Annotated in this window: 21 protein-coding genes; 7 read left to right on the top strand and 14 right to left on the bottom strand. The window is 72.8% G+C overall.

Annotated elements, in window-relative coordinates; all coding sequences use genetic code 11:
* Window position 1: 1 nt before the first annotated feature.
* Window positions 2-1,660 carry a substrate-binding domain-containing protein gene (locus ACQPY0_RS39595; protein ID WP_432973003.1) on the bottom strand — a complete coding sequence of 553 codons (1,659 nt, stop codon included), beginning with the start codon at window positions 1,658-1,660 and terminating at the stop codon, window positions 2-4.
* A 366-nt stretch (window positions 1,661-2,026) separates the two neighbouring features.
* On the opposite strand from ACQPY0_RS39595, the gene ACQPY0_RS39590 reads away from it, so the two are divergent.
* From ACQPY0_RS39590 to malQ, 5 genes are all read left to right on the top strand, one after another.
* Window positions 2,027-3,088 carry a hypothetical protein gene (locus ACQPY0_RS39590; RefSeq protein WP_432973000.1) on the top strand — a complete coding sequence of 354 codons (1,062 nt, stop codon included), beginning with the start codon at window positions 2,027-2,029 and terminating at the stop codon, window positions 3,086-3,088.
* Window positions 3,085-4,719, top strand: coding sequence for a VWA domain-containing protein (locus ACQPY0_RS39585; protein WP_432972997.1), 1,635 nt, complete (start codon window positions 3,085-3,087; stop codon window positions 4,717-4,719). The genes ACQPY0_RS39590 and ACQPY0_RS39585 overlap by 4 nt, the downstream gene beginning before the upstream one ends.
* Window positions 4,720-4,780: 61 nt before the next feature.
* Window positions 4,781-5,668 (top strand): polyphosphate kinase 2, encoded by an 888-nt coding sequence (ppk2, locus tag ACQPY0_RS39580; protein WP_432972994.1) that lies wholly within the window; start codon window positions 4,781-4,783, stop codon window positions 5,666-5,668.
* 125 nt (window positions 5,669-5,793) lie between these two features.
* Complete coding sequence (locus ACQPY0_RS39575; protein ID WP_432972991.1) at window positions 5,794-6,618, top strand: MEDS domain-containing protein; 825 nt, start codon at window positions 5,794-5,796, stop codon at window positions 6,616-6,618.
* A gap of 7 nt (window positions 6,619-6,625) precedes the next feature.
* Window positions 6,626-8,371 (top strand): 4-alpha-glucanotransferase, encoded by a 1,746-nt coding sequence (gene malQ / locus ACQPY0_RS39570; RefSeq protein WP_432972988.1) that lies wholly within the window; start codon window positions 6,626-6,628, stop codon window positions 8,369-8,371.
* On the opposite strand, the gene ACQPY0_RS39565 is transcribed toward malQ, so the two are convergent.
* From ACQPY0_RS39565 to ACQPY0_RS39525, 9 genes are all read right to left on the bottom strand, one after another.
* Complete coding sequence (locus ACQPY0_RS39565; RefSeq protein ID WP_432972985.1) at window positions 8,368-10,014, bottom strand: fucose isomerase; 1,647 nt, start codon at window positions 10,012-10,014, stop codon at window positions 8,368-8,370. The two genes, malQ and ACQPY0_RS39565, sit on opposite strands and share 4 nt — an antisense overlap.
* A gap of 19 nt (window positions 10,015-10,033) precedes the next feature.
* Window positions 10,034-11,497 carry an FGGY-family carbohydrate kinase gene (locus tag ACQPY0_RS39560; protein ID WP_432972982.1) on the bottom strand — a complete coding sequence of 488 codons (1,464 nt, stop codon included), beginning with the start codon at window positions 11,495-11,497 and terminating at the stop codon, window positions 10,034-10,036.
* A complete protein-coding gene (locus ACQPY0_RS39555) occupies window positions 11,494-12,468 on the bottom strand; it encodes a LacI family DNA-binding transcriptional regulator (protein WP_432972979.1) in 975 nt (324 codons plus the stop codon). The genes ACQPY0_RS39560 and ACQPY0_RS39555 overlap by 4 nt, the downstream gene beginning before the upstream one ends.
* Entirely contained in the window at window positions 12,465-13,331 is an 867-nt protein-coding gene (locus tag ACQPY0_RS39550; RefSeq protein ID WP_432972976.1) for an alpha/beta hydrolase fold domain-containing protein, read from the bottom strand. The genes ACQPY0_RS39555 and ACQPY0_RS39550 overlap by 4 nt, the downstream gene beginning before the upstream one ends.
* Entirely contained in the window at window positions 13,328-14,077 is a 750-nt protein-coding gene (locus tag ACQPY0_RS39545; RefSeq protein ID WP_432972973.1) for a hypothetical protein, read from the bottom strand. Before ACQPY0_RS39545 ends, ACQPY0_RS39550 begins: the two co-directional genes overlap by 4 nt.
* Entirely contained in the window at window positions 14,078-14,905 is an 828-nt protein-coding gene (locus tag ACQPY0_RS39540; RefSeq protein WP_432972970.1) for a carbohydrate ABC transporter permease, read from the bottom strand.
* Window positions 14,902-15,840, bottom strand: a complete 939-nt coding sequence (locus ACQPY0_RS39535; RefSeq protein ID WP_432972967.1) for a carbohydrate ABC transporter permease — start codon at window positions 15,838-15,840, stop codon at window positions 14,902-14,904. The genes ACQPY0_RS39540 and ACQPY0_RS39535 overlap by 4 nt, the downstream gene beginning before the upstream one ends.
* A 13-nt stretch (window positions 15,841-15,853) precedes the next feature.
* The gene (locus ACQPY0_RS39530) at window positions 15,854-17,170 is read right to left on the bottom strand and encodes an ABC transporter substrate-binding protein (protein ID WP_432972964.1); all 1,317 of its coding nucleotides are present in this window, start codon (window positions 17,168-17,170) and stop codon (window positions 15,854-15,856) included.
* 170 nt (window positions 17,171-17,340) lie between these two features.
* Window positions 17,341-18,306 (bottom strand): LacI family DNA-binding transcriptional regulator, encoded by a 966-nt coding sequence (locus tag ACQPY0_RS39525; protein WP_432972961.1) that lies wholly within the window; start codon window positions 18,304-18,306, stop codon window positions 17,341-17,343.
* Between the two features lie 100 nt (window positions 18,307-18,406).
* Between ACQPY0_RS39525 and ACQPY0_RS39520 the strand changes: the two genes are divergently transcribed.
* A complete protein-coding gene (locus ACQPY0_RS39520) occupies window positions 18,407-20,821 on the top strand; it encodes a GH116 family glycosyl hydrolase (RefSeq protein ID WP_432972958.1) in 2,415 nt (804 codons plus the stop codon).
* Here ACQPY0_RS39520 and ACQPY0_RS39515 read toward each other — a convergent pair.
* Complete coding sequence (locus tag ACQPY0_RS39515) at window positions 20,811-21,671, bottom strand: SRPBCC domain-containing protein (protein WP_432972955.1); 861 nt, start codon at window positions 21,669-21,671, stop codon at window positions 20,811-20,813. The two genes, ACQPY0_RS39520 and ACQPY0_RS39515, sit on opposite strands and share 11 nt — an antisense overlap.
* On the bottom strand, window positions 21,658-22,011 hold the full coding sequence (locus ACQPY0_RS39510) for an ArsR/SmtB family transcription factor (RefSeq protein ID WP_432972952.1): 354 nt from the start codon (window positions 22,009-22,011) through the stop codon (window positions 21,658-21,660). Before ACQPY0_RS39510 ends, ACQPY0_RS39515 begins: the two co-directional genes overlap by 14 nt.
* Before the next feature lie 95 nt (window positions 22,012-22,106).
* On the opposite strand from ACQPY0_RS39510, the gene ACQPY0_RS39505 reads away from it, so the two are divergent.
* A complete protein-coding gene (locus ACQPY0_RS39505; RefSeq protein ID WP_432972949.1) occupies window positions 22,107-22,991 on the top strand; it encodes a WD40 repeat domain-containing protein in 885 nt (294 codons plus the stop codon).
* Between the two features lie 4 nt (window positions 22,992-22,995).
* Here the strand turns inward: ACQPY0_RS39505 and treZ are convergent, their stop codons facing one another.
* Window positions 22,996-24,696 (bottom strand): malto-oligosyltrehalose trehalohydrolase, encoded by a 1,701-nt coding sequence (gene treZ, locus ACQPY0_RS39500; RefSeq protein ID WP_432972946.1) that lies wholly within the window; start codon window positions 24,694-24,696, stop codon window positions 22,996-22,998.
* 3 nt (window positions 24,697-24,699) lie between these two features.
* Window positions 24,700-26,934 carry a malto-oligosyltrehalose synthase gene (gene treY / locus ACQPY0_RS39495; RefSeq protein ID WP_432972943.1) on the bottom strand — a complete coding sequence of 745 codons (2,235 nt, stop codon included), beginning with the start codon at window positions 26,932-26,934 and terminating at the stop codon, window positions 24,700-24,702.
* Between the last annotated feature and the right edge of the window lie 54 nt (window positions 26,935-26,988).

The raw sequence follows: 26,988 nt of genomic DNA, 5'->3' as shown, positions 1-26,988 counted from the left end.
GCTACTCGTGCAGGCCGCCCGCCACGACGTGGATGAAGGCGGCCTGCACGTCGTCGACGCTGACCGCGTTGTCGACGTACGCCCCCAGGGGCTGCAGGGCCGTCTTGAGCCGGTCCGCCGCGTCCTTGCGGCCCAGGACCACCACGCTGATCGTGACCGGCCGCTGCGGGTCCTTCAGCGCCGTGAGCTGCTGCACGGCCGCCGCGACCGCCTGGGCGTTGGCGCTGTCCTTGTTCGCGTCGTCGGTGAGGATGAGGACCTGGTTGAACATGTCGTCGTGCCAGTCGTCGCGCACGGACCGGTAGGAGGCGACGATCGTGTCCAGCAGGCCCGCGCCCGCCTTGTGCGTGCTCAGCGAGTTCACCGAGCGGGTGAAGGCGGCCCGGGACGTGTCGTCGAGGCGGTCGGTGGGCAGCAGCTTGCGGTAGCCGCCGGGCTGGCCGGGGCTGATCTCCCACAGGCCGAGGCGGGAGCCGACCGGCATGAGGTCGCCGACCACGCGGCAGCCGGCCTTGAGCACGTCGAGCGCGGACTGCTTGCCGCCGGCCGGGGCGTTGGTGACGGCGGCGGGGCCGGAGCCCGCGATGTCCACGGCGATGAGCAGGTTGCCGCGGCGGTCCTCCGGGTCCCAGGTGGCGAAGACGTGCTGCACGTGGTGGGCGGCGAGGACGTCGAACGGCGGGGCGGTGGGCTCGGGCAGGGCCGAGCCGCCGTCGAAGGGCGGCCGGGTCTGGCCCGGGCCGCGCAGGCCGGCGGCCGAGATCGCCGCGCGGGCCTCGGTGGTGGTGAAGGCGGCCAGGAGCTTCTTGAGGGCCGCGGCCCGCTGCGGGTCGCGGACCGCCGCGGCCGCCGGGAGCCAGGTGTACCGCATGATCGCCGTGTGATCCGTGCCGGGGAGGTAGACGCGGCCCGGCGGCGCCAGGCCGATGGTCGGCAGCAGCGCGTACTCGGGGACGAGGCCGACCTCGCCGGCCTCGTTCGGGGTGGCGGCCAGGTCGTGGTTGACCGTGCGGGTCACGGCCAGGGCGGTGTTGAGCGCCAGCGAGGAGGCGTCCATGCCCTCGGAGAGCCAGACCGCCTCGCCCACGGCCCCGGCCGCGACCAGGCCGTCGCCGGACAGCGTCGGGTCGCGCACCACAAGGCGGACGCCGGCGCTCTTGGCGTCCAGGAGGTTGGCCAGGGCCAGCCAGCCGTTGCCGGCGTTGCGGATCCGGTCGGCGGTGGCGCCGTCGGTGACCATGAAGATCGGCGTGGTGGCCAGGGTCTGCCCGGCGGAGCTGGCGCGCTCGCCGACGTCGTCCTTGTCGGTGGCGACCAGGAACCCGGGCGGGGCGACGGCGGCCCAGGCGGCGTCGTCGGGAATCCACACGTCGGCGTTGACCTGGGCGAGTTCGCCGGCGGCGGGGCGGCCGTCGGCGCTGGTGGTGTCGACGAGCACGCAGTCGGGGCCGGCGCGCAGGGAGCGGGCGGCGGCCGAGACGACGGTGGAGAACGACGACGCGGTGACCACCCGCAGTGTGGTCGGGCAGTCGGTGCCGTCCACGGCGTTGCCCCGCCCGTCGTGCAGCACGAACCAGCCGGCGCCCGCGACGAGGCCGACGGCGAGGAGGAGCACCAGCCCGCGCGTCAGCGCGCCGATGCCCGCCTGATGCTTGCCCATGTCTGCAACCGTCCGCGGTCGAAAAGGGTGTGCACTGCGGCCTGACCGCGGCAAAGTATGACATTGAGCGACGCGGATTCCGGCCGCCGTCCACTGGTCGGCGGGCAGCATCGGCCGTTCGGATGGGGCATTCTGGGCAGATCCGGCCGATCCATGGACGTACGGTGACGCCGCCGACACGGTGGCGTCGGAAATCCGGCAATTGGCCAATCCTGGCGGTTGGCGCGGCGGGTCGGCCGCGGGCGAGGAGCTGTACGCGGGGGCGGGTGGGAGCGTGGCGAACGATCATCCACTGTGGACGAGGTGAACGGCACCTGAACGGCGGATTGATGATCAGGACTTGCCCCGATAGAGCAGAATCGGAGCGTGAAGCGGACCGGACCCCTGATCGTCCTCGTGCTGGTGCTCGTGGTGATCGGTGCGGTCGTCGGCAACCTGCTCGGCCGCGGCGCCGGGCCGGGCGGCGGCGATCTCAAGCAGATCAAGGCGATCATCGGCTCCGAGAAGGAACGCTTCTTCGCCGACCCCGAGGTCAAGGCGGCGCTGGCCAAACATGGGTTCGCGGTGCGGGCCGACGCGGCCGGGTCCCGGCAGATGCCGACCCGGACCTCGGGCTACGACTTCGCGTTCCCCAGCAGCAAGGCGGCCGCCGAGGAGGTCCGCGCGCACGGCGACCCCAAGGGCGACAACGTGGTCGTGTTCTCCTCGCCGCTGGCGGTGGCGACCTTCAAACCGATCGCCGACCTGCTGCAGACCGCCCACCTGGCCGCCCCGGATCCCGCCACCGGGGTCTGGCGGCTGGACCTCAAGGCCCTGGCCGCGGCGAACCGCAGCAACCTCAAGTGGACCGACATCCCGGGCAACATCACCCGGCCCGTCGCGCAGAACGTGCTGGTCGCCACCACCCGGCCGCAGGACTCCAACTCCGCGGCGATGTTCGCGGTGCTGCTCGACCAGGCCACCGGGGGCGACCTCGCCGCCGTGGCCAAGCTCTTCACCGACCAGGGCGCGGTCGACACGACCAGCGAGGAGCCGTTCGAGGCGTACCTGCGAAGCGGCGGCAACTCCGCGCCGATGGTGCTCGTCTACGAGGCCCAGTTCGTCGACCACGTGGTCAACGACAAGAACGCCGACCAGCAGGAGACGCTGATCTACCCCAGCCCGACGCTCGTGTGCGAGCACACCATCGTGCCGCTGAGCGCCGACGGCGTGGCGGTCGCCAAGCTGCTGGCCACCGACCCCGAGCTGCAGAAGCTCGCCGCGAAGCACGGCTTCCGCACCGCCGACACCGCGCTCACCGCGCCGGTCTTCGCCAAGGTCCGCCCCGGCGGCGCCGCGCTGCCGGCCACGATCGACGGTGCCGTGCCCAACCCTGATTTCAATACCCAGCAGGCGTTGCTGACGAGGCTTGAGGAGAAGATGAAATGAGGCGGTTCGGCGTCGCGCTGCTGGCGGCGGCGTTCATGCTCGCCGCGTGCACGGAGTCGGGCGCCAAGGGCGGCGCCACCAAGCCGGCCGGGAGCGAGGAGCCCTACCTGAAGGGCTCCGGCACCCTGCGCGTGCTGGCCGGAAGCGAGCTCACCGACCTGCAGCCGATCCTCGACCAGGCCAAGCAGGCCACCGGGGTCGAGGTCAAGCTGCAGGCGACCGGCACCCTCGACGGCATCGAGAACGTGGTGTCGGGCAACGCCGCCAAGAACTACGACGCGATCTGGTTCGCCAGCAACCGCTACCTCCAGCTGCACCCCGGCGCCGGCGACAAGATCGGCACCGCGACGAAGGTCGCCACCTCGCCGGTCGTGCTCGGCCTGCGCGCCTCGGTCGCGCAGCAGCTCGGCTGGAGCAACCGCCGGCCCACCTGGTCGGAGATCGCGGTGGCGGCGGGCGAGCACAAGTTCACGTACGGCATGACCAACCCGGCCAGCTCCAACTCCGGCTTCTCGGCCCTGGTCGGGGTCGCCGCCGCGCTCGCCGGCACCGGCGCCGCCCTCAACGCCGAGCAGATCGCCCCGCTCACCCCGCGCCTGCGGGCGTTCTTCGCCGGCCAGAACCTCACCGCCGGCTCCTCGGGCTGGCTCGCCGACGCGTTCACCAAGAACGCGATCGAGAAGAACGGCCACGCCGTGGACGGGCTCGTCAACTACGAGTCGGTGATCCTGTCGCTCAACGCCTCCGGCAAGCTGCCGGAGAAGCTCACGGTGGTGTACCCCTCCGACGGCGTCGTCACCGCGGACTACCCGCTGACCCTGCTGGCCGGCGTCTCCGAGCAGACGAAGACCAACTACGCGGCGGTCGCCGACTACCTGCGCCGCCCCAGCGTCCAGCAGCAGATCATGGCCAGGACCTGGCGGCGCCCGGCGGTGCCGAACCTGAGCCTGAGCCCGGAGTTCGGGCCCCAGGACAACACGCTGCCCGAGCTGCCGTTCCCCGGCAAGCTCGACGCGGCCAACGCCCTCATCGGCGCGTTCGGCGACGACCTGCGCAAGCCCGCCCGCACCATCTACGTGCTGGACCTGTCCGGCTCGATGAAGGGCGAGCGCATCCAGGGCCTCAAGAACGCGCTCGTCGGGCTCACCGGCGCCGACACCAGCCTGTCCGGGCAGTTCACCCGGTTCAACGGCCGCGAGCAGGTGCTCATGGTGCCGTTCAGCTCCAAGCCCGGCCAGGTGCGCCGCTTCGACGTGCCCGAGGACAACTTCCAGCCGACGCTGGACGAGATCCGCGGATACGCGGGCGGCCTGAACATCGGCGGGGACACCGCGATCTACGACGCCCTGCTCGTCGCCTACGACCAGGCGGCCGCCCTGGCCAAGGACGACCCTGACCGGTTCACGTCGATCGTGCTGCTCACCGATGGCGAGGTGACGGCCGGGTCGCGGCTGGACGCCTTCCGGGCCCGGGTGCCGCAGCTGGCGAAGATCCCGGTCTTCACGATCCTCTTCGGCGAGGGCAACGTGGGGGAGATGCAGCAGATCGCCGACCTGACCGGCGGCAAGTCGTTCGACGCGCGGACCGGGTCGCTGCCGGCGGCGTTCAAGGAGATCCGCGGGTACCAGTGAGTCAGCAAGAGTTCAAGCCCCGGGAGTGGTGAACGCCCGGGGCTTGGGGTAGATCAGGAGCATGACGGAACTCTCGCTCGACGACTACGTGGTCGAGGACGACGATGACGACGACCCGGTGCTGCTGCGCAAGGACGGCCAGCCGGTCGACACGTGGCGGGAGGACTACCCCTACGACGCGCGTATGACGCGCGCGGAGTACGACCGCACGAAGCGCCTGCTGCAGATCGAGCTGCTCAAGCTGCAGAACACGATCAAGGACCGCGGCGAGCGGCTGGTCGTGCTCTTCGAGGGGCGCGACGCGGCCGGCAAGGGCGGCACGATCAAGCGCTTCATGGAGCACCTCAACCCGAGGGGCGCCCGGGTCGTCGCGCTGGAGAAGCCCAGCGAGCGGGAGTCCACGCAGTGGTACTTCCAGCGCTACATCCACCACCTGCCGGCCGCCGGCGAGATCGTGCTGTTCGACCGGTCCTGGTACAACCGGGCCGGCGTCGAGCGGGTCATGGGCTTCTGCAACCGGGCCGAGTATCTCGAGTTCATGCGCCAGGCCCCGGAGCTGGAGCGCATGCTGGTCCGCTCCGGCATCCGCCTGGTCAAGTTCTGGTTCTCGGTTTCGCGAAATGAACAGCGAACTCGTTTTCTGATCCGTCAGGTCGACCCGGTCCGCCAATGGAAACTGTCGCCCATGGATCTGGCCTCGCTGGACAAGTGGGACGACTACACCGAGGCCAAGGAGGCGATGTTCTTCTATACGGACACCGCCGACGCGCCCTGGACCGTGGTGAAGAGCAACGACAAGAAGCGCGCCCGGCTCGAGGCGATGCGGCACGTGCTCACCCGTTTCGACTACACGGGCAAGGACTTCGAGCTCGTCGGCACGCCCGACCCGCTCATCCTGGGCCCCGCCGCACTCGCCGACGACGCGACGGACGACGCGCCGCGCCTGTAGGAAATGGCGAAACAATTGATCGGCGATTGCGTCGGTAATGACCCGCCGGGCGGTTGAGCAGTTGGCTGTGTCAAGGCCCACCCCGGGCGTTCACGACACGCTTGTTCACGTCGTAATGTGTAGCGGTGCGGGAGCTCGGGGCGGCGTTGTTCGGTAAGCACGTCATGCGCGCTTACACAAATGACGACGAGATCCGTGACCTGCTTTCGGACTTCGTCGGGCGGGTCGTGGCCGCCGGGCACCGCACGGTGATCTTCTTGGACGCCGACTCGGACGACCTCGCGGCCGCGCTGGCCCGGGCGGCGGCCGGCGCGGCTCCCGGGCAATATTCGGCGCTCTACTTCGGCACCAGTCAAACCGGTTCCTTCGGCGGGCCGCTGTTCAGTGTGGACGACAAGCTCGCCGCGCTCGGCGGGATCGCCGCGGACGCGCTCGCCGCGGGCTGGCCCGCGGTGTCGGTCGCCGGCGAGATGGTGTGGACCCGGCGGGCGGGGTGGACGCCGAGCGACCTGCTGGCGTACGAGACCCGGGTGAACCGGCTCTTCGGCGACCCGCGCGTCACCAGCCTGTGCCTCTACGACCGCCGCGCCTTCGGCAAGGAGCTGCTCCTGCGCGTCGGCGCCGTCCACCCCGGCCCGCTGCTGGGCTTCACGCTCGGCGGCTGGGGCGCCCACCTGCGCCTGTCGGGCGAGCTGGACGCGTCCAACGCCGGCTCCCTGCCCTCGATCCTCGACCTGGTCGCCGACGCCGACTCGGTGGTCCTGCTCGACGCGAGCGACCTGGACTTCGTCGACGCCGCCGGGGCCGGCACGATCGTGCGCTTCGCCGCGTCCCGCCCGAGCCGCCACACGGTGGTCCGCTGCGGCCGCGGCGTCCGTCAGGCCCTGCAGCTCGTCGGCGCGGAGTCCGTGCCGAGCCTCGTGCTTCGCGATCGCGTCCCCGGGGTATGACGGGCCCGTGACCGCTTCCCCGCCCGTGTCTGCCTCCTCTGAAGGCCCCCTCGTCGCGGCGGCCGCCGCGCGGGGCGTCGCCACCTGGTACGAGACCACCGGCCGTCGCCGCGTCGACATCGACCCCGAGGTCGTGCGGGCCGTGGTCGCGCTGCTGGAACCCCGCACCGCCGGGGCCGCCCCGGTGGCCCCGCGCGTCGCGCTGCCCGAGGTGCCCCGCACCTGGGGCTGGATGATCCAGCTGTACGGCGTGCGCTCGGCCGCCTCCTGGGGCGTCGGCGACTTCGCGGACCTGGCCGCGTTCGCCCGCTGGGCGGCGCAGACCGGGGCCGGGGCGGTGCTGGTCAATCCCCTGCACGCGGTCGCGCCGGTCGGTGCGATGCCGGCCTCGCCGTACTCGCCGTCGTCGCGCCGCTTCGTCAACCCGCTCTACCTGCGGATCGCGGACCTGCCGGAGTACAGGTCCGCGGATGCCGATGTGCAGGCCCGCGTCGACGCCCTGCGCCCGCCATCGGGCCCGCCGGACGCGCTCATCGACTACGACACGGTGTGGCGGGCCAAGCGTGCGGCCCTGGAACTGCTGTTCACCGATGTTCCGGAGCCGTTCGAGCCGGCCGAGCCGGCCCTGCGCGACTTCGCCACCTACACCGCGCTGGCCGAGGCCCACGGCGTCGACTGGCGCACCTGGCCGGAGGACCTGCGCCGCCCCGGCCCGGCCGCGTACGCCGCCGCCGACCCGCAGCGGGTCGCCTTCCACGCCCGGCTCCAGCGCCGCTGCGCCGAGCAGCTGGCCGCCGCCAACGCCGCCGCGGCCGGGATGGCGGTCGGCATCGTCCACGACCTGGCGGTCGGCATCGACCCGGCCGGCGCCGACGCCTGGACCCTGCAGGACGTCATCGCGGCCGGCGCCCGGGTCGGCGCCCCGCCGGACGCCTTCAACCAGCAGGGCCAGGACTGGGGCCTGGCGACGTGGCGCCCGGACCGCCTGGCCGCCACGAACTACGCGGCGTACCGTAGCCTGCTGCGCGGCATCTTCGCCCACGCCGGCGGCCTGCGCGTCGACCACGTGGCCGGCCTGTGGCGCCTGTGGTGGATCCCGCCGGGCCACGGCGCGGCCCAGGGCGCCTACGTCCACTACGACGACGAGGCCATGCTGGGCGTGCTGCTCGAGGAGGCGATCCGGGCCGGTGCCGTGGTCGTCGGCGAGGACCTGGGCACGGTCGAGCCGGTGGTCACGCGGACCCTGCAGGAGCGCAACATCCTCGGCTCGGCGGTGCTGTGGTTCACCCGGGACGACGACGGCGCCTTCGTCCCGCCCTCGCGGTGGCCGCCCAACGCCGTGGCGAGCATCTCGACGCACGACCTGCCCACGGCGACGGGCTTCCTGACGGGCGAGCACGTCCGGGCCAGAGACGCGGCGGGCGTGCTGACCCGGCCGGTGGGGCAGGAGCAGGCGGCGGCCGAGCAGGACCGGGCGGCCCTGCTGGCCCTGCTGGCGGCCGAGGGCCTGGCGACCCGCGACAGCACGGACGCCGAGATCGTCGTGGCCATGCACCGCCTGCTGACCCGCACCCCGTGCCGGATCCTGCTGGCCTCCCCGTACGACGTGCTGGGCGAGCCGCGCCAGCCCAACCTGCCGGGGACGACGGCCCAGTACCCCAACTGGCGCATCCCGCTCCCGCTGCACCTGGAGGACCTGACCGCCGACCCGCGCATGCGGCAGATCGCCGAACTGCTGCGCGACGAGTCCTAACCGGGCAGGTTCACCTCGCCGCAGAGGTGGACCCGAACGCCTAGCTCCGCCAGCATCGCGGCCTTCACCAGCAGCGCCTTGTCCGCCGTCGCGGCGTCCGGGGCGTAGGCGACGTTGAGGTGGTTGGCCTTGTGCCGGGCCATGAACTGGTCCCGGCCCACGCCGTGCAGCACCGCGTGCATGATCGGCCAGGCCGGCGTCGTGGCCTTCGAGCGGCGCTCGGACTCCTCCGCCGGCAGGGACACGGCCGAGGCGCGGCCCAGATCGGCGTGCAGGGCGCCGCCCTGGACGAAGACGCGGCTCCACACGACCTCGCCCGGCTTGCAGATGCCCTTGATCGTCGAGCCGCCGAGCGGGAAGTACACGGGGTCCTGCCGCCAGCCGACGGCCTCCGCGTAGCCGGTCGCGAAGTGCGACGGCGGGACGGAGCCGGAGATCTCCCAGACCCACACGAACCGCCCGTCGTACTCCTCGCCCCACCGCACGTCGTGCAGCGTCGTGGCCGGGTCCAGGCCCATCGCGGTCCAGATCCGGTTGGTGACCAGCGCGTCCACCGCCACGCCCTCGTCGGCCTCGTTGAAGTGCGGCAGCGGGCGGCCCTCCCACAGCACCCGGGAGCCGTCGCGGGACGTGACCGGCGGGCGGTCGGCGTTGTTGAGCAGGCCCTCGGCCAGGTCGGAGGCGGGGCAGAGGTCCTTGAGACCCTGCTGGTACTGGATGCCGGCCGCGTCGAGGCCGAAGTCGTCGCTGATGCGCAGCGCCGCGATGTACATCTTGTACTGCCACGAAAGCTGCGCCTCGGTCAGCTCCGTCGCCTCGTCGGTGCCCAGCCGGAAGGTCATGCCCGCGGCCGCGAGCCACGCGCCGACCGCGTCGGCCTCGGCGTCGGGGACCCGCTGCATCTCGGCCCACAGGGCGCTCTGCGACAGCCGCTCCTTGTAGATGCCGATCGGGTTGAGCAGCTCGTCGTCGATGATGGCGTTGTACATCCCCATGCACCCCTCGTCGAAGACGCCGATGATCGCCTTGTCGGCGAGCAGCTGCGCGGCGAGGGCCCGGCCCAGCTCGGTCTCGGCGTTGCCGGGCAGCGTCTCGGGCAGGTCGGCGACGTGGGACGCGTCGTGGGCGATCGTCCCGGTCTCGACCCAGCTGCGGATACCGGCCTTGAACCAGTCGTCGGTGAAGTCGACCGACCAGATCGTGGAGTACGCGACCCCCATCTTCGCCATGCCGGCGTTGACGCCGAGCAGGCCGACGAGGCCGGGCCAGTCCCCGGCGAAGTTCGCCACCGTCAGGATCGGCCCGCGGTGGGTGCGCAGGCCGGCCAGGACATGGTGGCTGTACTGCCACACCGCCTCCGCCACGATCAGCGGCGCGTCCGGCGGGATCGTCCGGAACACCTCCAGCCCCATCCGCTGGCTGGAGATGAACCCGTGCCCGGCCTCGGGGTCGTAGTCGTGCGCCCGCTTGACGGCCCACCCGAGCTCGGCGAACGCGGCGGTGACGGCGGCCTCCATCGCCTCCTGGGTGGGCCAGCCGGCCCGGTTCGCGGCGGGGCGCAGGTCGCCGCTGGCGACGAGGTACGCGGTGCGCGGCTCGGCGGCCGGGCGGGAGGGTGCGGCGGGGAGGGCGTAGGTGCTCATGGGGTTCCTCCGGGAGATGTCACGCGAGCAGCCGCTGGCGGGCCGCGAGCGTGTGGGCGATGGTGCGGGTGGCCGGGTAGAGGTCGCGGTACAGCGCGTAGAGCTCGTCGTACCCGGCGCGGGCGGCCGGGTCCGGCTCGACGGTCTCGGCGGCGGGGTTCCAGGCGTCGATGTCGGCGGGGCCGTGCGCGGCGGCGGCGAGGAAGGCGGCGCCGTACGCCGCGCCGATCGTCACCCGCGGCACGACCTGCGGCAGGCCGGTCACGTCGGAGACGATCCGGGTCCACAGGCCGCCCCGGGTGCCGCCGCCGACCGCGACGACCCGGCGGATCGGGGCGCCGGCCGCCCGCAGCGCCTCGACGTTGTGCCGCACGCCGAGCGCGGTCGCCTCCAGCGCGGCCCGGTAGAGGTCGCCGCGCGTGTGGGAGAGGGTCAGCCCGGCGACGATCCCGCGGGCGTCGGGGTCCATGATCGGCGTTCGCTCGCCGGCGAGGTACGGCAGCATCAGCAGCCCCCGCGCCCCCGCACCCGACGCCTCCGCCTCGGCCAGCAGCGCCGGGTACTCCGCGCCGGTCAGCTCGCGCAGCCACGCCGTCACCGCGCCGGAGGTCGCCATGCCCCCGGCGAGGCTGCGGGTGCCGGGCAACGCCCCGACCGTGCCCCACATCGCCGGGGTCGCGACCGGCCGGTCGACGGTCGCGATCAGGAACATCGTCGTGCCGTACATCAGCATCAGATCGCCGGGCCGCTGCGCCCCGACGCTGACGGCCTCGGTCCACGCGTCGATGGTGCCCGCGACGACCGGCGTGCCCGCCGGGATGCCGCCGATGCGCTCGCGCGTGTGCCCGGCGACGTCACCCGGCCAGACCAGCGGCGGCAGCTCCAGACCCGGCGCGATCGGCTCGGCCCAGGGCCGGTGCCAGTCCAGCGCGTGCGTGTCGAACAGCGGAGTGCACTGGCTGGCCGAGTGAAAGTCGAGAACGTAGGAGCCCGTCAGCCGGTACGCCAGCCACGACGCCGGCATGAACAGCCGCCGCGCCCGGGCGAACATCTCCGGCTCGTGCTCGGCCAGCCAGGCCAGCTTCGGCCCGACCGCCTGCGAGGACAGCACGGACCCGCAGCGGGCGAGGATCGCGTCCGGCCCGCCGAGCCTCGTCGTGAGCGCCGCGATCTGCTCGGTGGCGCGCGTGTCGACACCGTAGAGCACGGCCGGGCGCAGCGGGACGCCGTCCGCGCCGGTGAGCAGGGTGCACGGCCCCATGCCGCTCACCCCGACCCCGGCGATCTCGACACCGCCGGTGAGTTCTTCGATCAGGCTCCGGGTTTCGTACCACCACAGCTCCCCGTCCATCTCGACGTGCCCCGGCCGCGGGCGGTCGACGGAGTGCTCGCGTACGGCGGAGCGCAGGACCGTGCCCGCCCCGTCGACGACGACGGCCTTGCTGCTGGACGTGCCGATGTCGACGCCGAAGTAGTACGTCATGGGTGCTCCCGGGTCCGCAGGACGACGGTCTTGGCCGGGCCGGCGTCGCCGCCGATCCGTTCCAGCAGCAGGTTCGCGGCCGCCTCGCCCAGCTCGCGGGCGGGCACGTCGACGACCCGGATGCCGCGCCGGCCGAACGAGGCGAACGGCAGATCGCCGAAGACGGCCAGGCCGAAGCCCGGCGGGGCGAGCCCGGCGTCGTGCAGGGCGTCGAGCGCGCCGGCGGCCATGAGATTGTTGGCGACAACCGCGGCGTCCGGCGGGCGGGGCAGCGCGAGCAGGTCGGCCATCGCCTGCCGCCCGCCGTCCACGCGATAGTCGGCGTAGCGCAGCAGCTCCTCCAGGTCCCCGGCCCCGGGCCCCGCGTGCCGGGCCGCCGCCTGCCGCCAGCCCGCCATCCGCAGCTGCGCGGTCTCCACCGAGCTGGGCCCGGTGATGCAGGCGACCCGGGTGAACCCGGCCGCGAAGAGCGACTCGGCGGCCGAGCGCCCGCCGGCCCGGTTGTCGACGGTGACCGCGTCGACGTCGGCCCGGGCCAGGCTGCGGTCGACGGCGACGACGGGCCGCCGGTGCGCGACCAGCCGGCTCACGTCGGAGGCGTCGTCCGCCGGGGCGAGGATCACGCCGGCCATGTGCTCGGCGAGGGCGATGTCGATGTACGTCGCCTCGCGGTCCGGGTCCTCGTCGGTGTTGCACAGCACGACCGAGTACCCGGCGGCCCGGGCCCGGTTCTCCACCCCGCGGGCGAGCGCGGTGAAGAACGGGTTCTCGATGTCGGGGATGATCAGGCCGATGACGGCCGAGTGCTGCCCCCGCAACCGCCGGGCGGTCCGGTTGGGCGTGAACGCGAGCTCCGCGGCCGCGGCCCGCACGAGCCGCTCCGACTCCGGCGACACCCGCGCCCCGTTCATGACCCGGCTGACGGTGGCGGGCGAGACTCCCGCCCGGGCGGCGACTTCGTAAATGGTCACCACGAGCGGAAACCCTCGTCCAGAGACCGCCGCAGCGCCCCGATCCGCCGCTCGCGGCTGGCAACACTGACGGCGGCATCGGGCTCGAAGACCTCGAACGCGTGCACCCCGCCCGGCACCAGCTCGAACACGGTCGGCACGCCGGCCGCGGCGAGCCGCCGCGCATACAGGTCGTCCTCGTCCCGGAACAGGTCCCGGTCCCCGGTGTCGATATAGGTAGGCGGCAACTCGCCCAGATCGACGGCCCGAGCCGGCGCGGCCAGCGCATCGGCGGCGCGTCCGCCGAGGTAGGCCGCCCAGGCAACGTCGGCGAGCCGCCGATTCCACACCGGCGTGTCGGCCGGCTCGTGCGCACTGGGGGTTTCATGCCGGTCGTCGAGCATCGGGTAGTAGAGATGCGCGGCCGCGATCTTCGCTCCGCCCTCATCCCGGTTCAGCAGACACAGCGCGGCGGCCAGCCCACCACCGGCGCTACCCCCGGCCACGACGACCCGGGCAAACCGATCCGCACACCAGGCAAGCGCCGTGCGGCAGTCGTACAGCGCAGCGGGATGCGGATACTCAGGCGCCAGCCGATAGTCAACGGCCACGACCGCGGCTTTGACTTGGGCGGCCAGATCGCAGCAGAAGGCATCGTCATACTCGGCGGCCCCGAGAAACATGCCGCCACCGTGAATCCACAGCACACAAGCCTCTCCTGCACCGTGCAACCGCAGCCGCACGCCATCGGCCTCGACGACCGTCGGCGGCACGGCGGGTCGCGGCGGCGGGTTCAGCTCACGCAGCCGGTCGTCGACGGCGCGAACGATCGCCACGTCGAGCGGCCCGTCGGGCAGGTGCGCGGTGAGCGGTTCGGGCTTCACCGGGCGCCGCCCTGCAGGGCGTCGATCTGCGACAGCAGCGCCGACGTCTGGCGCGCCGCGATCGTCAGCAGCAGCGGGGCCACCGCCAGGGCGAGCACGCCGGCCGAGGCGGCGGCGATGAAGGCTCCGATCACCGTGAGGCCGGTGAGGGTGAGGGCCCAGGCGGGGCGATACGCGGCGAGGATGACCCCGCCGCGCAGCGCCGCCAGGCCGCGCTTGCCCCGAACCGCACCGTAGGCGAGCGCGTAGGGCCCGACGAGCAGGGCGGCCGCGGCCGGCACTACGCCCCAGGGGGCGATCAGCGCCAGGCCGGCGACCGACAACAGCAGAGCGAGAACCGGGTCCACCCGCCGCAGCGCCGCCAGCCGCGGCCCGTCGACTCGCCCGGCGTTGGCCTTCGCGTGCGGCCCGTCGACTCGCCTGGCGTCAGCGTCCGTGTGCGGCCCGTCGACCCGGTCGGTGGCGGGGGTCGAGTGCCGTCCGGTGGACCGGTCGGCCGTGGGCGCGGGCGGCGGGGTGTCGGCCCGGGACACGTCGGCCGTCAGGGCCGCCAGGCCGGTCAGGGTCAGCGTCAGCGGCAGGGTCGCGGTGGCCGCCAGCCAGCCGGGGGCGCCGGTGAGCAGGGCCGTGGCCAGGGGAGCCGCGGACAGGACCGTCACGGCGCCGGCGGCCAGGGTGCGGGGCAGCTCGTGCCACCAGGCGGTGGCTCCGGACCAGGTCAGCACGGGCAGGGTGGTGGTTTGCATTTACAGCTTCAATCCGCTCGATGCGATGGACTGCACGATGTAGCGCTGGGCCACGACGAACACGACCAGGACGGGGACGATCGCCATCGCGATGCCGGCGGCGATGGTGCCCAGCGAGCCGGTGGAGAAGCGGCCGGCCAGCAGGACCAGGCCCACGGGCAGGGTCTGGCGGTCCGTGTCGCTGATCATGACCAGCGGCAGGAGCAGGTCGTTCCACCAGTACGTGAAGCACAGGATGCCCAGCGTCGCGATCGACGGGCCGGACAGCGGCAGGATGACCCGGGCGAAGGTGCGCAGGTGCCCGGCGCCGTCGAGCTTGGCCGCCTCCTCCAGCGCGTAGGGCAGCGCCAGGAAGTGCTGGCGCAGCAGGAAGATGCCGAACGCGCTGAAGATGCCCGGCAGGATCAGCGCCCACAGCGTGTTGGTCAGCTGCAGCTTCGACATGACCAGGAACAGCGGCACGATCGTGACCTGGATCGGGATCATCAGCGAGCCGATGACGACCGCGAAGAGCACGCCCTTGCCACGGAACCGCAGCCGGGCGAACGCGTAGGCGGCCGTGGAGCAGGTGACGACCTGGGCGAGCGTGATCGTGGTGGACACGACGATCGAGTTGAGGAAGAACCGGAAGTACGGCACCTGTTCGGTGACCTTGCCGAAGTTCGCCGCGGTCACGTTGTCCGGATCGAACGACGGCGGAAGCCGGTACAGCTCCGCGTCCGAGCCCGAGAACGCGCCCCGGAAGATCCACAGAAACGGCGCGGTGATGGCGATGGCGGCGAGGATGAGGATCAGAAACGTCGCCGTCCGGGACAGAATTCGGCTCATTCGTAGAACGTCCATCTGCGGGAGAGCCGGAACTGGATCGCGGTGAGCACGATGAGTACCAGCATGAACGTGATGCCGATGGCGGAGGCGTAGCCGAGGTCGAAGTCGCCGAACGCGCGGTCGTAGAGGTACTCCACGATCGTGCGGCTGGCGTCGCCCGGACCGCCCTGGGTGAGCACCCGCGGCTCGGCGAAGATCTGGAACGAGTTGATGGTGTTGATGACGACGAGGAAGAAGATCGTCGGTGACAGCATCGGGAAGGTGATGCGCCAGAACCGGGTCCAGGCGTTGGCCCCGTCGACGATCGCGGCCTCCTTGAGCTGGTCCGGGATCGCCTGCAGGCCGGCGATGTAGACGAGGATCGAGAACCCGATCGTCTTCCACGAGTTCACGACGATCACCGACACCGGCGCGAACGCCGAGGAGCCCAGCCAGTCGATGCGGTCGATGCCGACCAGGCCGAGGGCGTAGTTGACCAGGCCGAGGTCCTTGTTGAGCAGGAACCGCCAGATCAGCGCGACCGCCGAGGCCGACACCACGAACGGGAACAGGAACGACAGCCGGAAGAACGCGCGCAGCCAGCGGGGCATGCGCGTCTCCAGCAGCACGGCGAGCAGCAGGCCGAAGACGACGTTCACGGCCAGGATGGCCAGGGCCATGTAGGTCGTGGAGCCGTACACCCCCAGCAGCCGCTCGTCGTGGACCAGGCGGTCGAAGTTGGCCAGGCCCACGAACTCGCCGTCGCTGAGCAGGTTCCAGTCGTAGAAGCTCAGGTACAGCACGCCCGCCGTCGGGGCGAGCACGAAAACCAGGAAGGTCACGATCGACGGGGACAGGAACCCCAGGGCCGCGAGCCCGTCGCCGCGCCGCCGGCGGGGTGCCCCCCGGCCGGGGTCGGCGACGACCGCGGCCGGAGGGATGGTGCCAGATTCCATGAGGTCAGCCATTTCAGCAGGTGACGATGCTGCTCAGCTCGCCCTGCATGTTCTTGAGGCCGTCGGAGACGCTCGCCTCGCCGGCGAAGATGAGCTGCAGGTGGCGCAGGACGGTCGACTCGAAGGCGCTGTACTTCGCCGGCGCCGGGTACGGCACGAGCGTCGGGTACTTGTCGATGCTGTCGTAGTAGAGGTCGGAGTTCGCGGGCGGCACGCCGACCTTGGCGATGGTCTGGGCGAGCGAGCGGCGCGACGGGATCGAGTCGCCGGGCTTGTCGGGGGTGCCGACGTACTGCTTCTCGATCTCCTCGCTGACCGTGAACTTCTGGTATTCCCACGCCAGGTCCGGGTTCTTGGACGACTTGAGGATCGGGTAGCCGGCGCCGCCGAAGACCGTCTTGTAGGTGTCGCCCTTGGGGTACAGCTGGATGTTGAAGGCCTTGAACCCGGCGGGCAGGAACGTCGCGATCGGCCAGCGTCCGGCGCCGAACATGGCGACCTGGCCGTTCTGGAAGCGGGTGAACACGTCGCTCATCGGCATCGGCGCCGGGGCGACGCCCTGCTTGATGAGGTTGGACAGGAACGACACGGCCTTGTTGACCTGCGGGGTGTCGGCGGTCGCCTTGCACACGTCGTCGCTGGTCAGGTTGCCGCCGGCGTTGGCCACCCAGGGCATGATGCCGGGGAAGATCTCGTTGCTGGCCCAGGTGAAGCCGTACCGGTCCGGCTTGCCGTCGCCGTTGGTGTCCGCGGTGAGCTTCTTGGCCGTGGCCTCGAAGTCGGCCCACGTCCAGTCGGCCTTCGGCGGCTCGACCCCGGCGGCCTTGAACACGTCGGTGTTGTAGTAGACGACCATGTCGTTCCAGCCGTACGTCAGCGTGACGACGTCGCCCTTGACCGTGAAGCCGTCGATGAGGCCCTTGGCGATGTCGCCGGTGAGCGTCTTGGCCTCGGCGTCCTTGTCCAGGTACTTGTTGATCGGCAGCACGAGGTTGTTGGCGTGCACGAACTGCGCGCCCTCGCCGGAGATGACCATGAGGTCGGGGTGCTTGCCGGAGGCGATGAGCGTCGCCACGTTGGCGTAGTAGGTGCCCCAGTTCTCGCCGGTGACGGGGGTGAGCGTCACCTTGGTGCCGGCGTGGGCGGCCGTGAAGGCGTCGGCCGTGGCCTTGTTGCCGGCCTCGGCGGCCGGTCCGTAGTTCCAGTAGACGATCTCGAGCGACTTGTCGCCGGAGGAGGACCCGGAGTCGTTCGAGCAGCCCGCCAAGGGTGAGACCGCGAGCGCGGCGGTCGCGCACAGCAGCGCGAGCTTGCGTAACGGGGTGTTCATGAGCCTGCGTCCCTCTCGGATTGGGAGGCGGTTGGGAGGCGGTGCGGTGGGCACAGTGAAGTCCAAGAAATCGATTTCGTCAAGGACCCCTCCCGAGGCTTTGTATGTTGGCCCTGATCAGGCAATATCTCTTGTGGTATCGATTGCAGTAGCGGGCCGACAGCGGCCGGTTACGGCGCCAGTTCGGCGCGCAGCACGACCGTGCGGGGCGGCTGGGCGTCGCCGGCGATGCGCTCCAGCAGCATCGTCGCCGCGGTGGTCCCCAGGTGTCGGGCGGGCAGCCGGACCTGCACGACGGCCGGTGGGGTCAGGAACATGAACGGCAGTTCGCCGACGACCGCCAGGCCGAACCGCGCGGGGTTGACGCCGGCCTCGAGGATCGCCTGCAGTGCGCCCACGCCCATGAGGTTGTTCGTGGTCAGCACCGCGTCGGGCGGCTCGGGCAGCGCGAGCAGGGCCCGCATGGCCGCGTGCCCGCCGTCGGCGCGGAAGTTGGCGTGCTGCAGGAAGCCGTCCGGGACGGGGGCCCGCCGCGCGGTCATGACCTGCCGCCAGCCCAGGAACCGGTCCTCGGTCGCCTCGATGCCGACCGGGCCGGCGATGCACGCGATGCGGCGGTACCCGGCGTCGAAGAGCGCCGACGTGGCCGCGATGCCGGCGGCGCGGTTGTCGACCTTGACGGCGTCGACCGGGTACGGCGTGGTGCGGTCCACGGCCACGACCGGCCGCCCGAGCGAGGCGATCGCGCCCAGGTCGGCCTCGTCGGAGGCGGGCGCCAGGATCACCCCGGCCATCTGCTCGGAGGCGGCGATCTGCAGGTAGCGCAGCTCCTTGCCCGGGTCGTCGTCGGTGTTGCACAGCACCACGGAGAAGCCCGACTCCTGGGCCCGGTCCTCCACCCCGCGGGCCAGCGCCGTGAAGAACGGGTTCTCGATGTCGGGGATGAGCAGGGCGACGACCTCGGAGCTCTGCTTGCGCAGGCGGCGGGCGGTCTTGTTGGGCGTGAAGGCCAGCTTGGCGGCGGCCTCGCGCACGGCCCGCTGCTTCTCCGGCGACACGGTGTTGCCGTTGAAGACGCGCGAGACGGTCGCGGGCGAGACACCCGCGAGCGCCGCTACCTCGTAGATCGTGGCCATGGAACGCCACTCTAAGGCGTCTTGACAGGCGCGGGGTGAGGATCTACCTTGCGTGAAATCGATTTCACACACGCGGTTTCATGGTTCATGGAGGTCGGTTGTGGCGCTGTACACCGCAGACGCGCGCCGTGCGGTGGCGTTCCCGCTCGGCGGGCTCGGCACCGGGCACGTGGCGCTGTGCGGCGACGGCGCGCTGCGGCAGTGGCAGCTGGGCGGCCCGCCCAACCACGCCGGCCTGCTGCCGGACAGCTTCTTCGCGCTGCGGGTCTCCTCCCTCGAACCGCCGGACGACGTCGTGCGCCTGCTGCGGGCCGCGCCGCTGCCGCCGCACCCGCGCCCGGCCGCGAACGTCTCCGACGCCGACGTGCCCGACGCGGACGTGACCTGGCGCTGGCCGTTCGTGGCCGACACGACCTTCGAGGCCGCGTACCCGTTCGCCCGCGTCACGTACCACGACCCGGCGCTGCCGGTCGCCGTGGCGCTCGAGGCGCACACCCCGTTCGTGCCGCTGGACGCCGAGGCGAGCGCGCTTCCGCTGGTGCGGTACCGCTTCACGATCCGCAACGCGAGCGCCGGGTTCCGCCACGGCTTCCTGCTCGGCGCCCTGCAGAACGCGGCCGGCTGGGACGGCGTCACGCCCATCCGTGGCACGCGCGGGGCCGGCTACGGCGGCAACGTCAACCGGCTCCTGCGCCGGCCCGGCCAGAGCGGGGTGCTCATGGACCACCCGGGCCTGGCCGAGGACGACCCGGCCGCCGGCGAGTTGCTGCTGTGGACCGATGCCCCCGCGGCGGTACTGCCCCGGGCCCACGACGCCGACGCCCTGCTGCGCTTCGTGGAGACCGTCCGCCTGGTGACTCCGACCCAGCTCGGCGACTACTCCGCGGCCGCCCTGCGCTCCGCCCTCGCCTACGGGGCCGCGCCGCTGCGCGCGCCGAGCGGGCCGAGCCCGGCCGGGCACACCTGGGACGCCGGGGTCGCGGCCGCCTTCGCCCTCGCCCCGGGGCAGTCCACGACGATCGACATCGTCCACGCCTGGTGGTTCCCGAACCGCTACGCCGACCTCGACCGCTTCGGCCCGCAGCACCGGTACGGCCCGACGCGCTTCTGGGTCGGCAACCACTACGCGACCCGGTTCGGCGGCGCCCTCGACGTGCTCGACGCGTACCTCGCCGACGCGGACCGGCTCGACGCCGCCTCGCGGGCCTGGGCCGACGCCGTCGCCGCCAGCGACCTTCCGGAGCCGCTGCGGGAGACCATCGCCGCGCAGGGGACGCTCGTGCGCTCGCCGAGCGTCTTCCGCACCGCCGACGGCCGGACGTTCGCGTTCGAGGGGGCGCTGGGCGCCTCGACCCGCAACTGGAACGGCGACGCGGGCGGATCGTGCCCGCTCAACTGCAACCACGTCCTCAACTACGAGCAGGCCCTGGCCCGGCTGTTCCCGTCCGTGGGCCGGGACATGCGCGAGACGGAGTTCGCCGTGCAGGCCCCCGACGGGTCGATCCCGCACCGGGTCGTGCTGCCGCTGTACCTGCCGCAGCTGCACGGGGTGCCGATCGGCGGGCCGGAGCGCCCAGCCCTCGACGGGATGCTCGGCGCGGTGCTGAAGACCTACCGCTCGGTGCTGGACGGCGCGGGGGTCCCGTGGCTGCGGTCGCACTGGGCGTCGCTGACCTCCCTCATGTCGTACATCTCCGAAAAATGGGATCGATCGGGCGACGGTGTGCTCCGCGGCGACCAGCCCTGCACCTACGACATCTCGCTGCACGGCCCGAACATGTTCGTCGGCGGGCTGTGGCTGGCCGCGCTGCGGGCGATGGAGGAGATGTCCGAACTCGTCGGGGCGGAAGGGGCATACCGCGAGACGTTCGAGAAGGCGGCCATCGCCTACGACGCCGAACTGTGGAACGGCGAGTTCTACGCACAGCCGAGCACGGGGCAGGAGTACGACTTCGGCGCCGGCTGCCTCTCGGACCAGCTGCTCGGCCAGTGGTGGGCGCACGAGCTCGGCCTCGGCCACATCCTGCCCGCCGACCGGGTGCGCACGGCGCTGCGCTCGATCGTGCGGTACAACCTCCGGACGCACTTCGAGCCGCACGGGTATCGCGAGTTCGCCGACGGCGACGAGACCGGGCTCGTGGTCTGCTCCTGGCCGCACGGCGGGCGCCCGGCCGTCCCGCTGCGCTACTGCGACGAGGTGTGGACCGGCGTGGAGTACCAGGTCGCCGCGCACTGCCTCTACGAGGGCCTCGACGAGGAGGCGCTGGCGATCGTCCGCGGCGTGCGGGCCCGCTACGACGGCACCCGCCGCAACCCGTTCAACGAGATCGAGTGCGGCGACCACTACGTGCGCGCCATGGCGGGCTGGTCGCTGCTGACGGCCTGGAGCGGGGTCCGCCACGACGCGACGGCCGGCACGCACACCCGCGGGGCGCGCGCCGGCCGCTTCCCCTACGTCGCCGGGACCGCCTGGGGCACCCTGACGGTCGCCGAGGACGGCTCGGTCACGCTGTAGCCGGGATCTGCTGCAGCATCCAGGTGTTGCCGTCGGGGTCGGCGAACGGGACGTACAGGATGCCGCCGAGGTCCATGACCTCGCCGGCGTCCACGCCCCGCTTGAGCAGCGCCTCGCGGGCCTGGGCGGCGTCGTCGACGACGAGGTGCAGGCCGCGCAGGGTGCCGGGGGTCTGGTCCAGGCCGGGCAGGTCGCGGTAGAGCAGGATGGAGCACGCCGACCCGGGCGGGGTGAGCTGCGTGACCCGGGAGCCGTTGCCGGGCTGGATGTCGTGGTCGACGTGGAAGCCGAGCCGGTCGGCGTAGAAGCTCAGGGCCGCGTCGACGTCGGTGACCGGCACCGGCACCAGCTCCAGGCGCATCGTGAACTGCCCGGCCAGGTAGGCGTCGAGGTTGGCGTATCCGGCGTCCAGGCCCTCCTGCATCCCGGAGCGCAGCGCGTCGTCGCGCAGCTGAGCCGATTCGTAGAGCACGTACGTGGTGATCCGGGTCCGCCCGCCGAGGTCGGTGAACGTGACCGTGTTGCGGGTCGGCGCCCAGCCGCCGCTCCACGCCTCGGTGCTGACCAGCCGCGCCGGCCGCTCGATCGCCAGGAACGTGCCCGTGATCGCGAGCTCCTCGCCGGTCCCGCAGCGCCACAGGTAACGGAACGCGCCGCCCGGCCGCAGGTCGATCTCGCAGACCGGCATCGTCCACCCGGGCGGCCCGACCATCCAGTTCGGCAGGTGCCGCGGGCTGGTGTGCACCTCGAACACCAGCGCCGGCGGCGCCGCCACGACCCGGGTGATGCGCACCCCGGCCTCGCCGTCCAGCTCGAAATCGGTCACGCCCAGCGGGTCACTGCTGCTCATCGTCCGGCTCCTTGACGTCGTCCTGGAGAAACTGCAGATAGGCGTCCAGGCGCGAGTAGCTTTCGTCCCAGAAGCGCCGGTACTGCTCGGCGAACACGGCCACCTCCCGCAGCGGCCCGGCCTCCAGCCGGCAGGGCCGCCACTGCGCCTCGCGCCCGCGCGAGATCAGCCCCGCCTGCTCCAGCACCCGCAGGTGCTTGGAGATCGCGGGCCCGCTCATCGCGAACGGCGCCGACAGCTCCTTCACGGTGGCTTCGCCCTCGCTGAGCCGGGCCAGGATGGCCCGCCGGGTCGGGTCGGCCAGCGCCGCGAAGGTGATACTCAAGCGATCAGTGGTCATGTCGATCAGTGGTCATGTTGTACCTAACCAAGTGGTTACCTAACCTATCGGTTATTTAAGCAGCTCATCGCGCTTATCGTCAAGAGGAGTCCTCCGTGCGGATCGACGCCGCCCGCCCCATGGCCGCCTGGGTGGCCGTCCTGGCGACCCCGGACGGCCCGCTGCTGGCCCCGCACGGCGACGGCGGCACCCGCCTGTTCGACGCCCGCACCAAGACCTCACGCGGCACCTGGCCGGCGCTGCCGCGGGCGGCCGCGTCGCTGCCCGGCGGCCGGACGCTGCTGCTGGCTGCCGGCCTGGCCGGCCCGCGCCGCCTGGACCTTGCGACCGGCGTCGAGCTGCCGCCGGTCGACGACCCGGCCGAGGTGTGGGACGTGGCGGTGGCCCCGCTGCCCGGCGGCCGGATCGTCGCCGCCGGCGCCGGCCCGGGCGGCCTGCACCGCTGGGACGCCGCGACCGGCGAACGACTCGCCGCGGCCCCGCTGCTGGGGCCGCCCCTGCGCGCGGTGGTGGCGGCGCTGCGCCCCGGCGGTGCGACGCTGATCGCCGCCGACGACACCGCGCTGTACCGCTGGGACGCCGCGACCGGCGAGCCCCTCCGCCCGCCGCAGTACACGGCCGCCGCCGACCTGCAGGGCCTGGCCCTGGCCCCGACGGGCCGCGAGATGCTGGTCGGCTGCGACTGGGGCGGCGCGGTGCGCCGCTGGGACCCGCACACCGGCCAGCCGATCGGCGAGCCGGTCCCCGTGCCCTCCCCGGCCCGCCTGGCCGGCTGTTTCCCCGGCCCCCGCGACCGCCCGTGCGCCCTGCTGCTGGCCGCCGACGCCCGCTTCGACACGGCCGTGGCCTGCGACCTGGAGCGCGGCGAGCGCATCGCGATCCCGGCGCGGACGCGGGCGGTCTACACCCTCGACGGCCGCACCCTGGCGGTGCTGGTCCACCCCGGCGGGCAGCTGACGGTCGAGCCCCTCTACGGCTGAGCGTTCACACGATGGCGGCCGACTCGCCGGGCAGCGTGAGCCGGTCGGACTGCAGCACCACCGCGTCGTCGGTCGCGAAGTGCACGCACTCGGCGACCAGCGGTACGGTCCGCGGCTCCCCGGTCACGTTGGCTACCACGGTGTGCTCGCCGCGGCGGATCAGCAGGACGCCGTCGTCGTGGACCACCCGGACGCGGTCCAGGCGCGGGTCCGACAGGCCCGGCAGGCGCTTGCGCAGGGCGATCAGGCGGCGGTACAGCGCCAGCCTGTCCTGATCCATCGCCGCCCAGTCCAGGTGGGAGCGGGCGAACGTCTCCGGGTCCTGCGGGTCGGGCACGTCGCCGGGCGGCCAGCCGTGGGCGGCGAACTCCTCGCGGCGGCCGTTCGCCACCGCGGCGGCCAGGGCCGGCTCCGGGTGGCTGGTGAAGAACTGCCACGGGGTGCGGGCCGCGAACTCCTCGCCCATGAACAGCATCGGCGTGAACGGCGAGGTCAGCAGCAGGGTGGCGGCGACGCGCAGCAGGCCGAAGGAGAGGCTCGCGGTCAGCCGGTCGCCGGTGGCGCGGTTGCCGATCTGGTCGTGGTTCTGCAGGCACACGACGAAGCGGTGACCGGGGATGCGGGCCCGGTCGACCGGGCGGCCGTGGACGCGGCGGCGGAAGGAGCTCCAGGTGCCGGCGTGGAAGAACGCCGACTGCCACACCGTCGCGAAGCACTCGGGGCTGCCGAAGTCGCCGTAGTACCCCTGCCGCTCCCCGGTCAGCATCGCGTGCAGGGCGTGGTGGACGTCGTCGTCCCACTGGGCGTGCAGCCCGTAGCCGCCGCCCTCCCGCGCGGTGACGAGCCGCGGGTCGTTGAGGTCGGACTCGGCGATGAGCGTCAGCGGCCGGCCCACCGCCGTGGACAGCGCGTCGACCTCGGCGGCGAGCTCCTCCAGCAGGTGCGTGGCGCCGCGGTCGACGAGCGCGTGCACGGCGTCGAGGCGCAGGCCGTCGGCGTGGTAGTCGCGCAGCCACTGCAGGGCGCTGTCGATGATGAACCGGCGGACCTCGCCACTGTCGGCCTCGTCGAGGTTCAGCGAGCGGCCCCAGGTGTTGGCGCCGGCGGACAGGTACGGGCCGAACTGCGGGGTGTACGCGCCGGACGGGCCGAAGTGGTTGTAGACGGCGTCGATGATCACGCCGATCCCGGCCTGGTGGGCCGCGTCGACGAACCGCTTCAGCCCGTCGGGCCCGCCGTAGGACTCCTGCACCGCGTGCCAGCCGACCCCGTCGTAGCCCCAGTTGTACTCGCCGTTGAATGCGTTCACCGGCAGCAGTTCGACCAGGTCGACGCCCAGCTCGGCCAGGTACGGCAGCCGCTCGATCGCCCCGTCGAACGTCCCCGACGGCGTGAACGTGCCCACGTGCAGCTCGTAGATGACGCTGCCGGCCAGCTGCCGCCCGGTCCAGGCCGCGTCGCCCCACGAGTAACGGGCGTGGTCGTAGACCCGGCTGCGGCCGTGGACGCCGCCGGGCTGCCGGCGCGAGCGCGGGTCGGGCAGCACCCGCTCGTCGTCGTCGAGCGCGAAGCCGTAGTCGGTGCCGTGGCCCGCGGCCGGGTCCCGCGCGGTCCACCACTGCCCGTCGGCGGTCATGGGGATGGCCTCGGTGCCGCTGTGCAGCACGACCCGGTGCGCCGCCGGCGCCCAGACGCGAAATTCCATGGTTCAGCCCTTCACCAGCAGCGCGACCGGGTACGTGGCGAGCAGGTCGCCGAGCGCCGGGGACGTGACCGGGCGCCCGGTGAGCGCGTCGGTCCACTCGCCGCCCGGCAGCTTGAGCTCGGTGTCGCCCCACCCGCCGGCCGCGGCCAGCCCGACCGGCAGCCGGGTCGCGACGCCCAACGCCCCGCCGCGGTCGAAGGCGACGACGTGCCGGTCCGCGGGGCCGATCGCGGCGACCGGCCGGTAGCCGGTGAACAGCTCGGGGCGGCCCCGGCGCAGCCGCAGCGCGCGGCTGACCACGAGCAGCTTCGCGGCGCCGGAGACGTCGACCGGCGGCAGCGCGCGGCCGTCGGCGACGGCCGCGTCGAGCGCGGCGAGCAGGTCGGCCCGCTCGGCGAAGTCGACCGGGCGGCGGTTGTCGGGGTCGACGAGGGAGTTCTCCCACAGCTCGGTGCCCTGGTACACGTCCGGCACGCCCGGCATCGTCAGCTGCACGAGCTTCTGGCCCAGCGAGTTGCTCCAGCCGGGCGGCGTGATCCGGGTGGCGAAGTCGTGCACCTCGCGGCGCAGGCCCTCGTCGTGGAAGACCTGGGCGAGGGCGGCGTTCACGGCCGCCTCGAACGCCTCGTGCGGGTCCGACCACGACGTGGAGCGGTTCGCCTCCCGGGCCGCCTTCAGGAAGTACTGCCGCAGCCGCTCCTGCGAGATCGGCCAGGCGCCGACGATCGTCGGCCAGAACAGGTCCTCGAACGACGGGTCGGGCAGCGGCGCGGCGGCCCGCCAGCGCTGCCCGAGCTCGGCCCACTCGGCGGGGACCTCGCTGAGCACGGCGAGGCGGGCCCGCACGTCCTCGTCGCGCTTCGTGTCGTGCGTGGACAGCGTCGTCATGCCCCTCGGCCAGTCGCGCTGCCGGCGCGCCTGGGCCTCGTGGAACTCCTGCGGCCCGACCCCGAAGCGGCTGGGGTCGCCGCCGACCTCGTTGAGGGCGACGAAGCGGTTCCAGCGGTACATCGCGGTGTCCTCGACGCCCTTGGCCATGACGGCCCCGGTGAACTGCTGGAACCGCAGCGCCAGCTCGTCCTGCGGGTCGTGCAGCCGCGCCGCCGTGGCGTCGATGCGGTCCTCGAGCTCCGGCCGCTGCTGCCGCGTGCGGGCGACGGCCTCGTCGAGGTGCTCGACGGCGTCCGGCAGATACGTCCGGTACACCCGGAAATTCGCCGCGATGCGCGCGAGGACCTCCGGATCCCCGCCGAGGCGGGCCATCCGGTTCAGCTCGGCGGTGAACAGCCGCCTGGTCACCTCCAGCTTCTGGGTGTGCGCCGCGTCCTGCCACGATTCTTCGGAGAGGTCCGCAGAATCGGGATCGATGAACAGCCCGCACACCTCGGCCAGCGCGTCGTAGCCGGTCGTGCCGTCGACGGGCCACCGCGCCGGCAGCGCCTCCCCGCGCTCGAGGATCTTCTCCACGACGAGCCAGGCGGCCGGGGCGTGCTCGCGGAGCCGGGCCAGGTAGGCGCCGGGGTCGCGCAGGCCGTCGGGGTGGTCGACCCGGATGCCGTCGGCGAGCCCCTCGCGCACCCAGCGCAGGATCTCCGCGTGCGTGGCCGCGAAGACGGCCGGGTCCTCGACGCGCACCCCGGCGAGCTCGGTGACGGCGAAGAACCGCCGGTAGTTCAGCCGCTCGTTGCCCTCCCGCCAGTACACGAGCCGGTAGTGCTGCCGCTCGTGCACCTCCTGCGCGGTGCCGTCCCCGGTGCCCTCGGCGATGGGGAAGCGGTGCTCGTGGTACCGCAGCTGCCCGCCGTGGATCGTCAGCTCGGATAGCGACGGCGAGCCGAGGACCGCCACCACGACCGGGCCCGCGTCCCAGTCGATGTCGAACCAGTCCGCGTACTGGCTCGCCCGCCCCTTGGCCAGCACGTCCCACCACATCGGGTTCGCGGCCGGGGAGAACAGGCCCATGTGGTTGGGCACGATGTCGACGACCAGCCCGAGCCCCTCGGCCCGCAGCGCCGCGACGAGCCGGTCCAGCGCCGCCGCGCCGCCGAGCTGCGGGTTGACGACGCGGGGGTCGACGACGTCGTAGCCGTGCGGCGAGCCGGGCGTCGCGGCCAGCAGCGGCGCCGAGTACAGGTGGCTCGCGCCGAGGTCGCGCAGGTAGCCGGCGAGGCCCGCGGTCGTGTCCAGCCCGAAGTCCGGGCGCACCTGCACGCGGTAGGTGCCGCTCGGGACGCTCATGCGACCTCCGCTTCGCTCCGGCCGCACGAGCGAAGAGCTGTGTTCATGATGAGC

The sequence above is a fragment of the Dactylosporangium sp. CA-233914 genome, from assembly GCF_050942935.1.
Lineage (GTDB): Bacteria > Actinomycetota > Actinomycetes > Mycobacteriales > Micromonosporaceae > Dactylosporangium.
The sequence above is the reverse complement of the archived record's forward strand: the minus strand, read 5'-3'. Positions and strand labels throughout refer to the sequence as shown.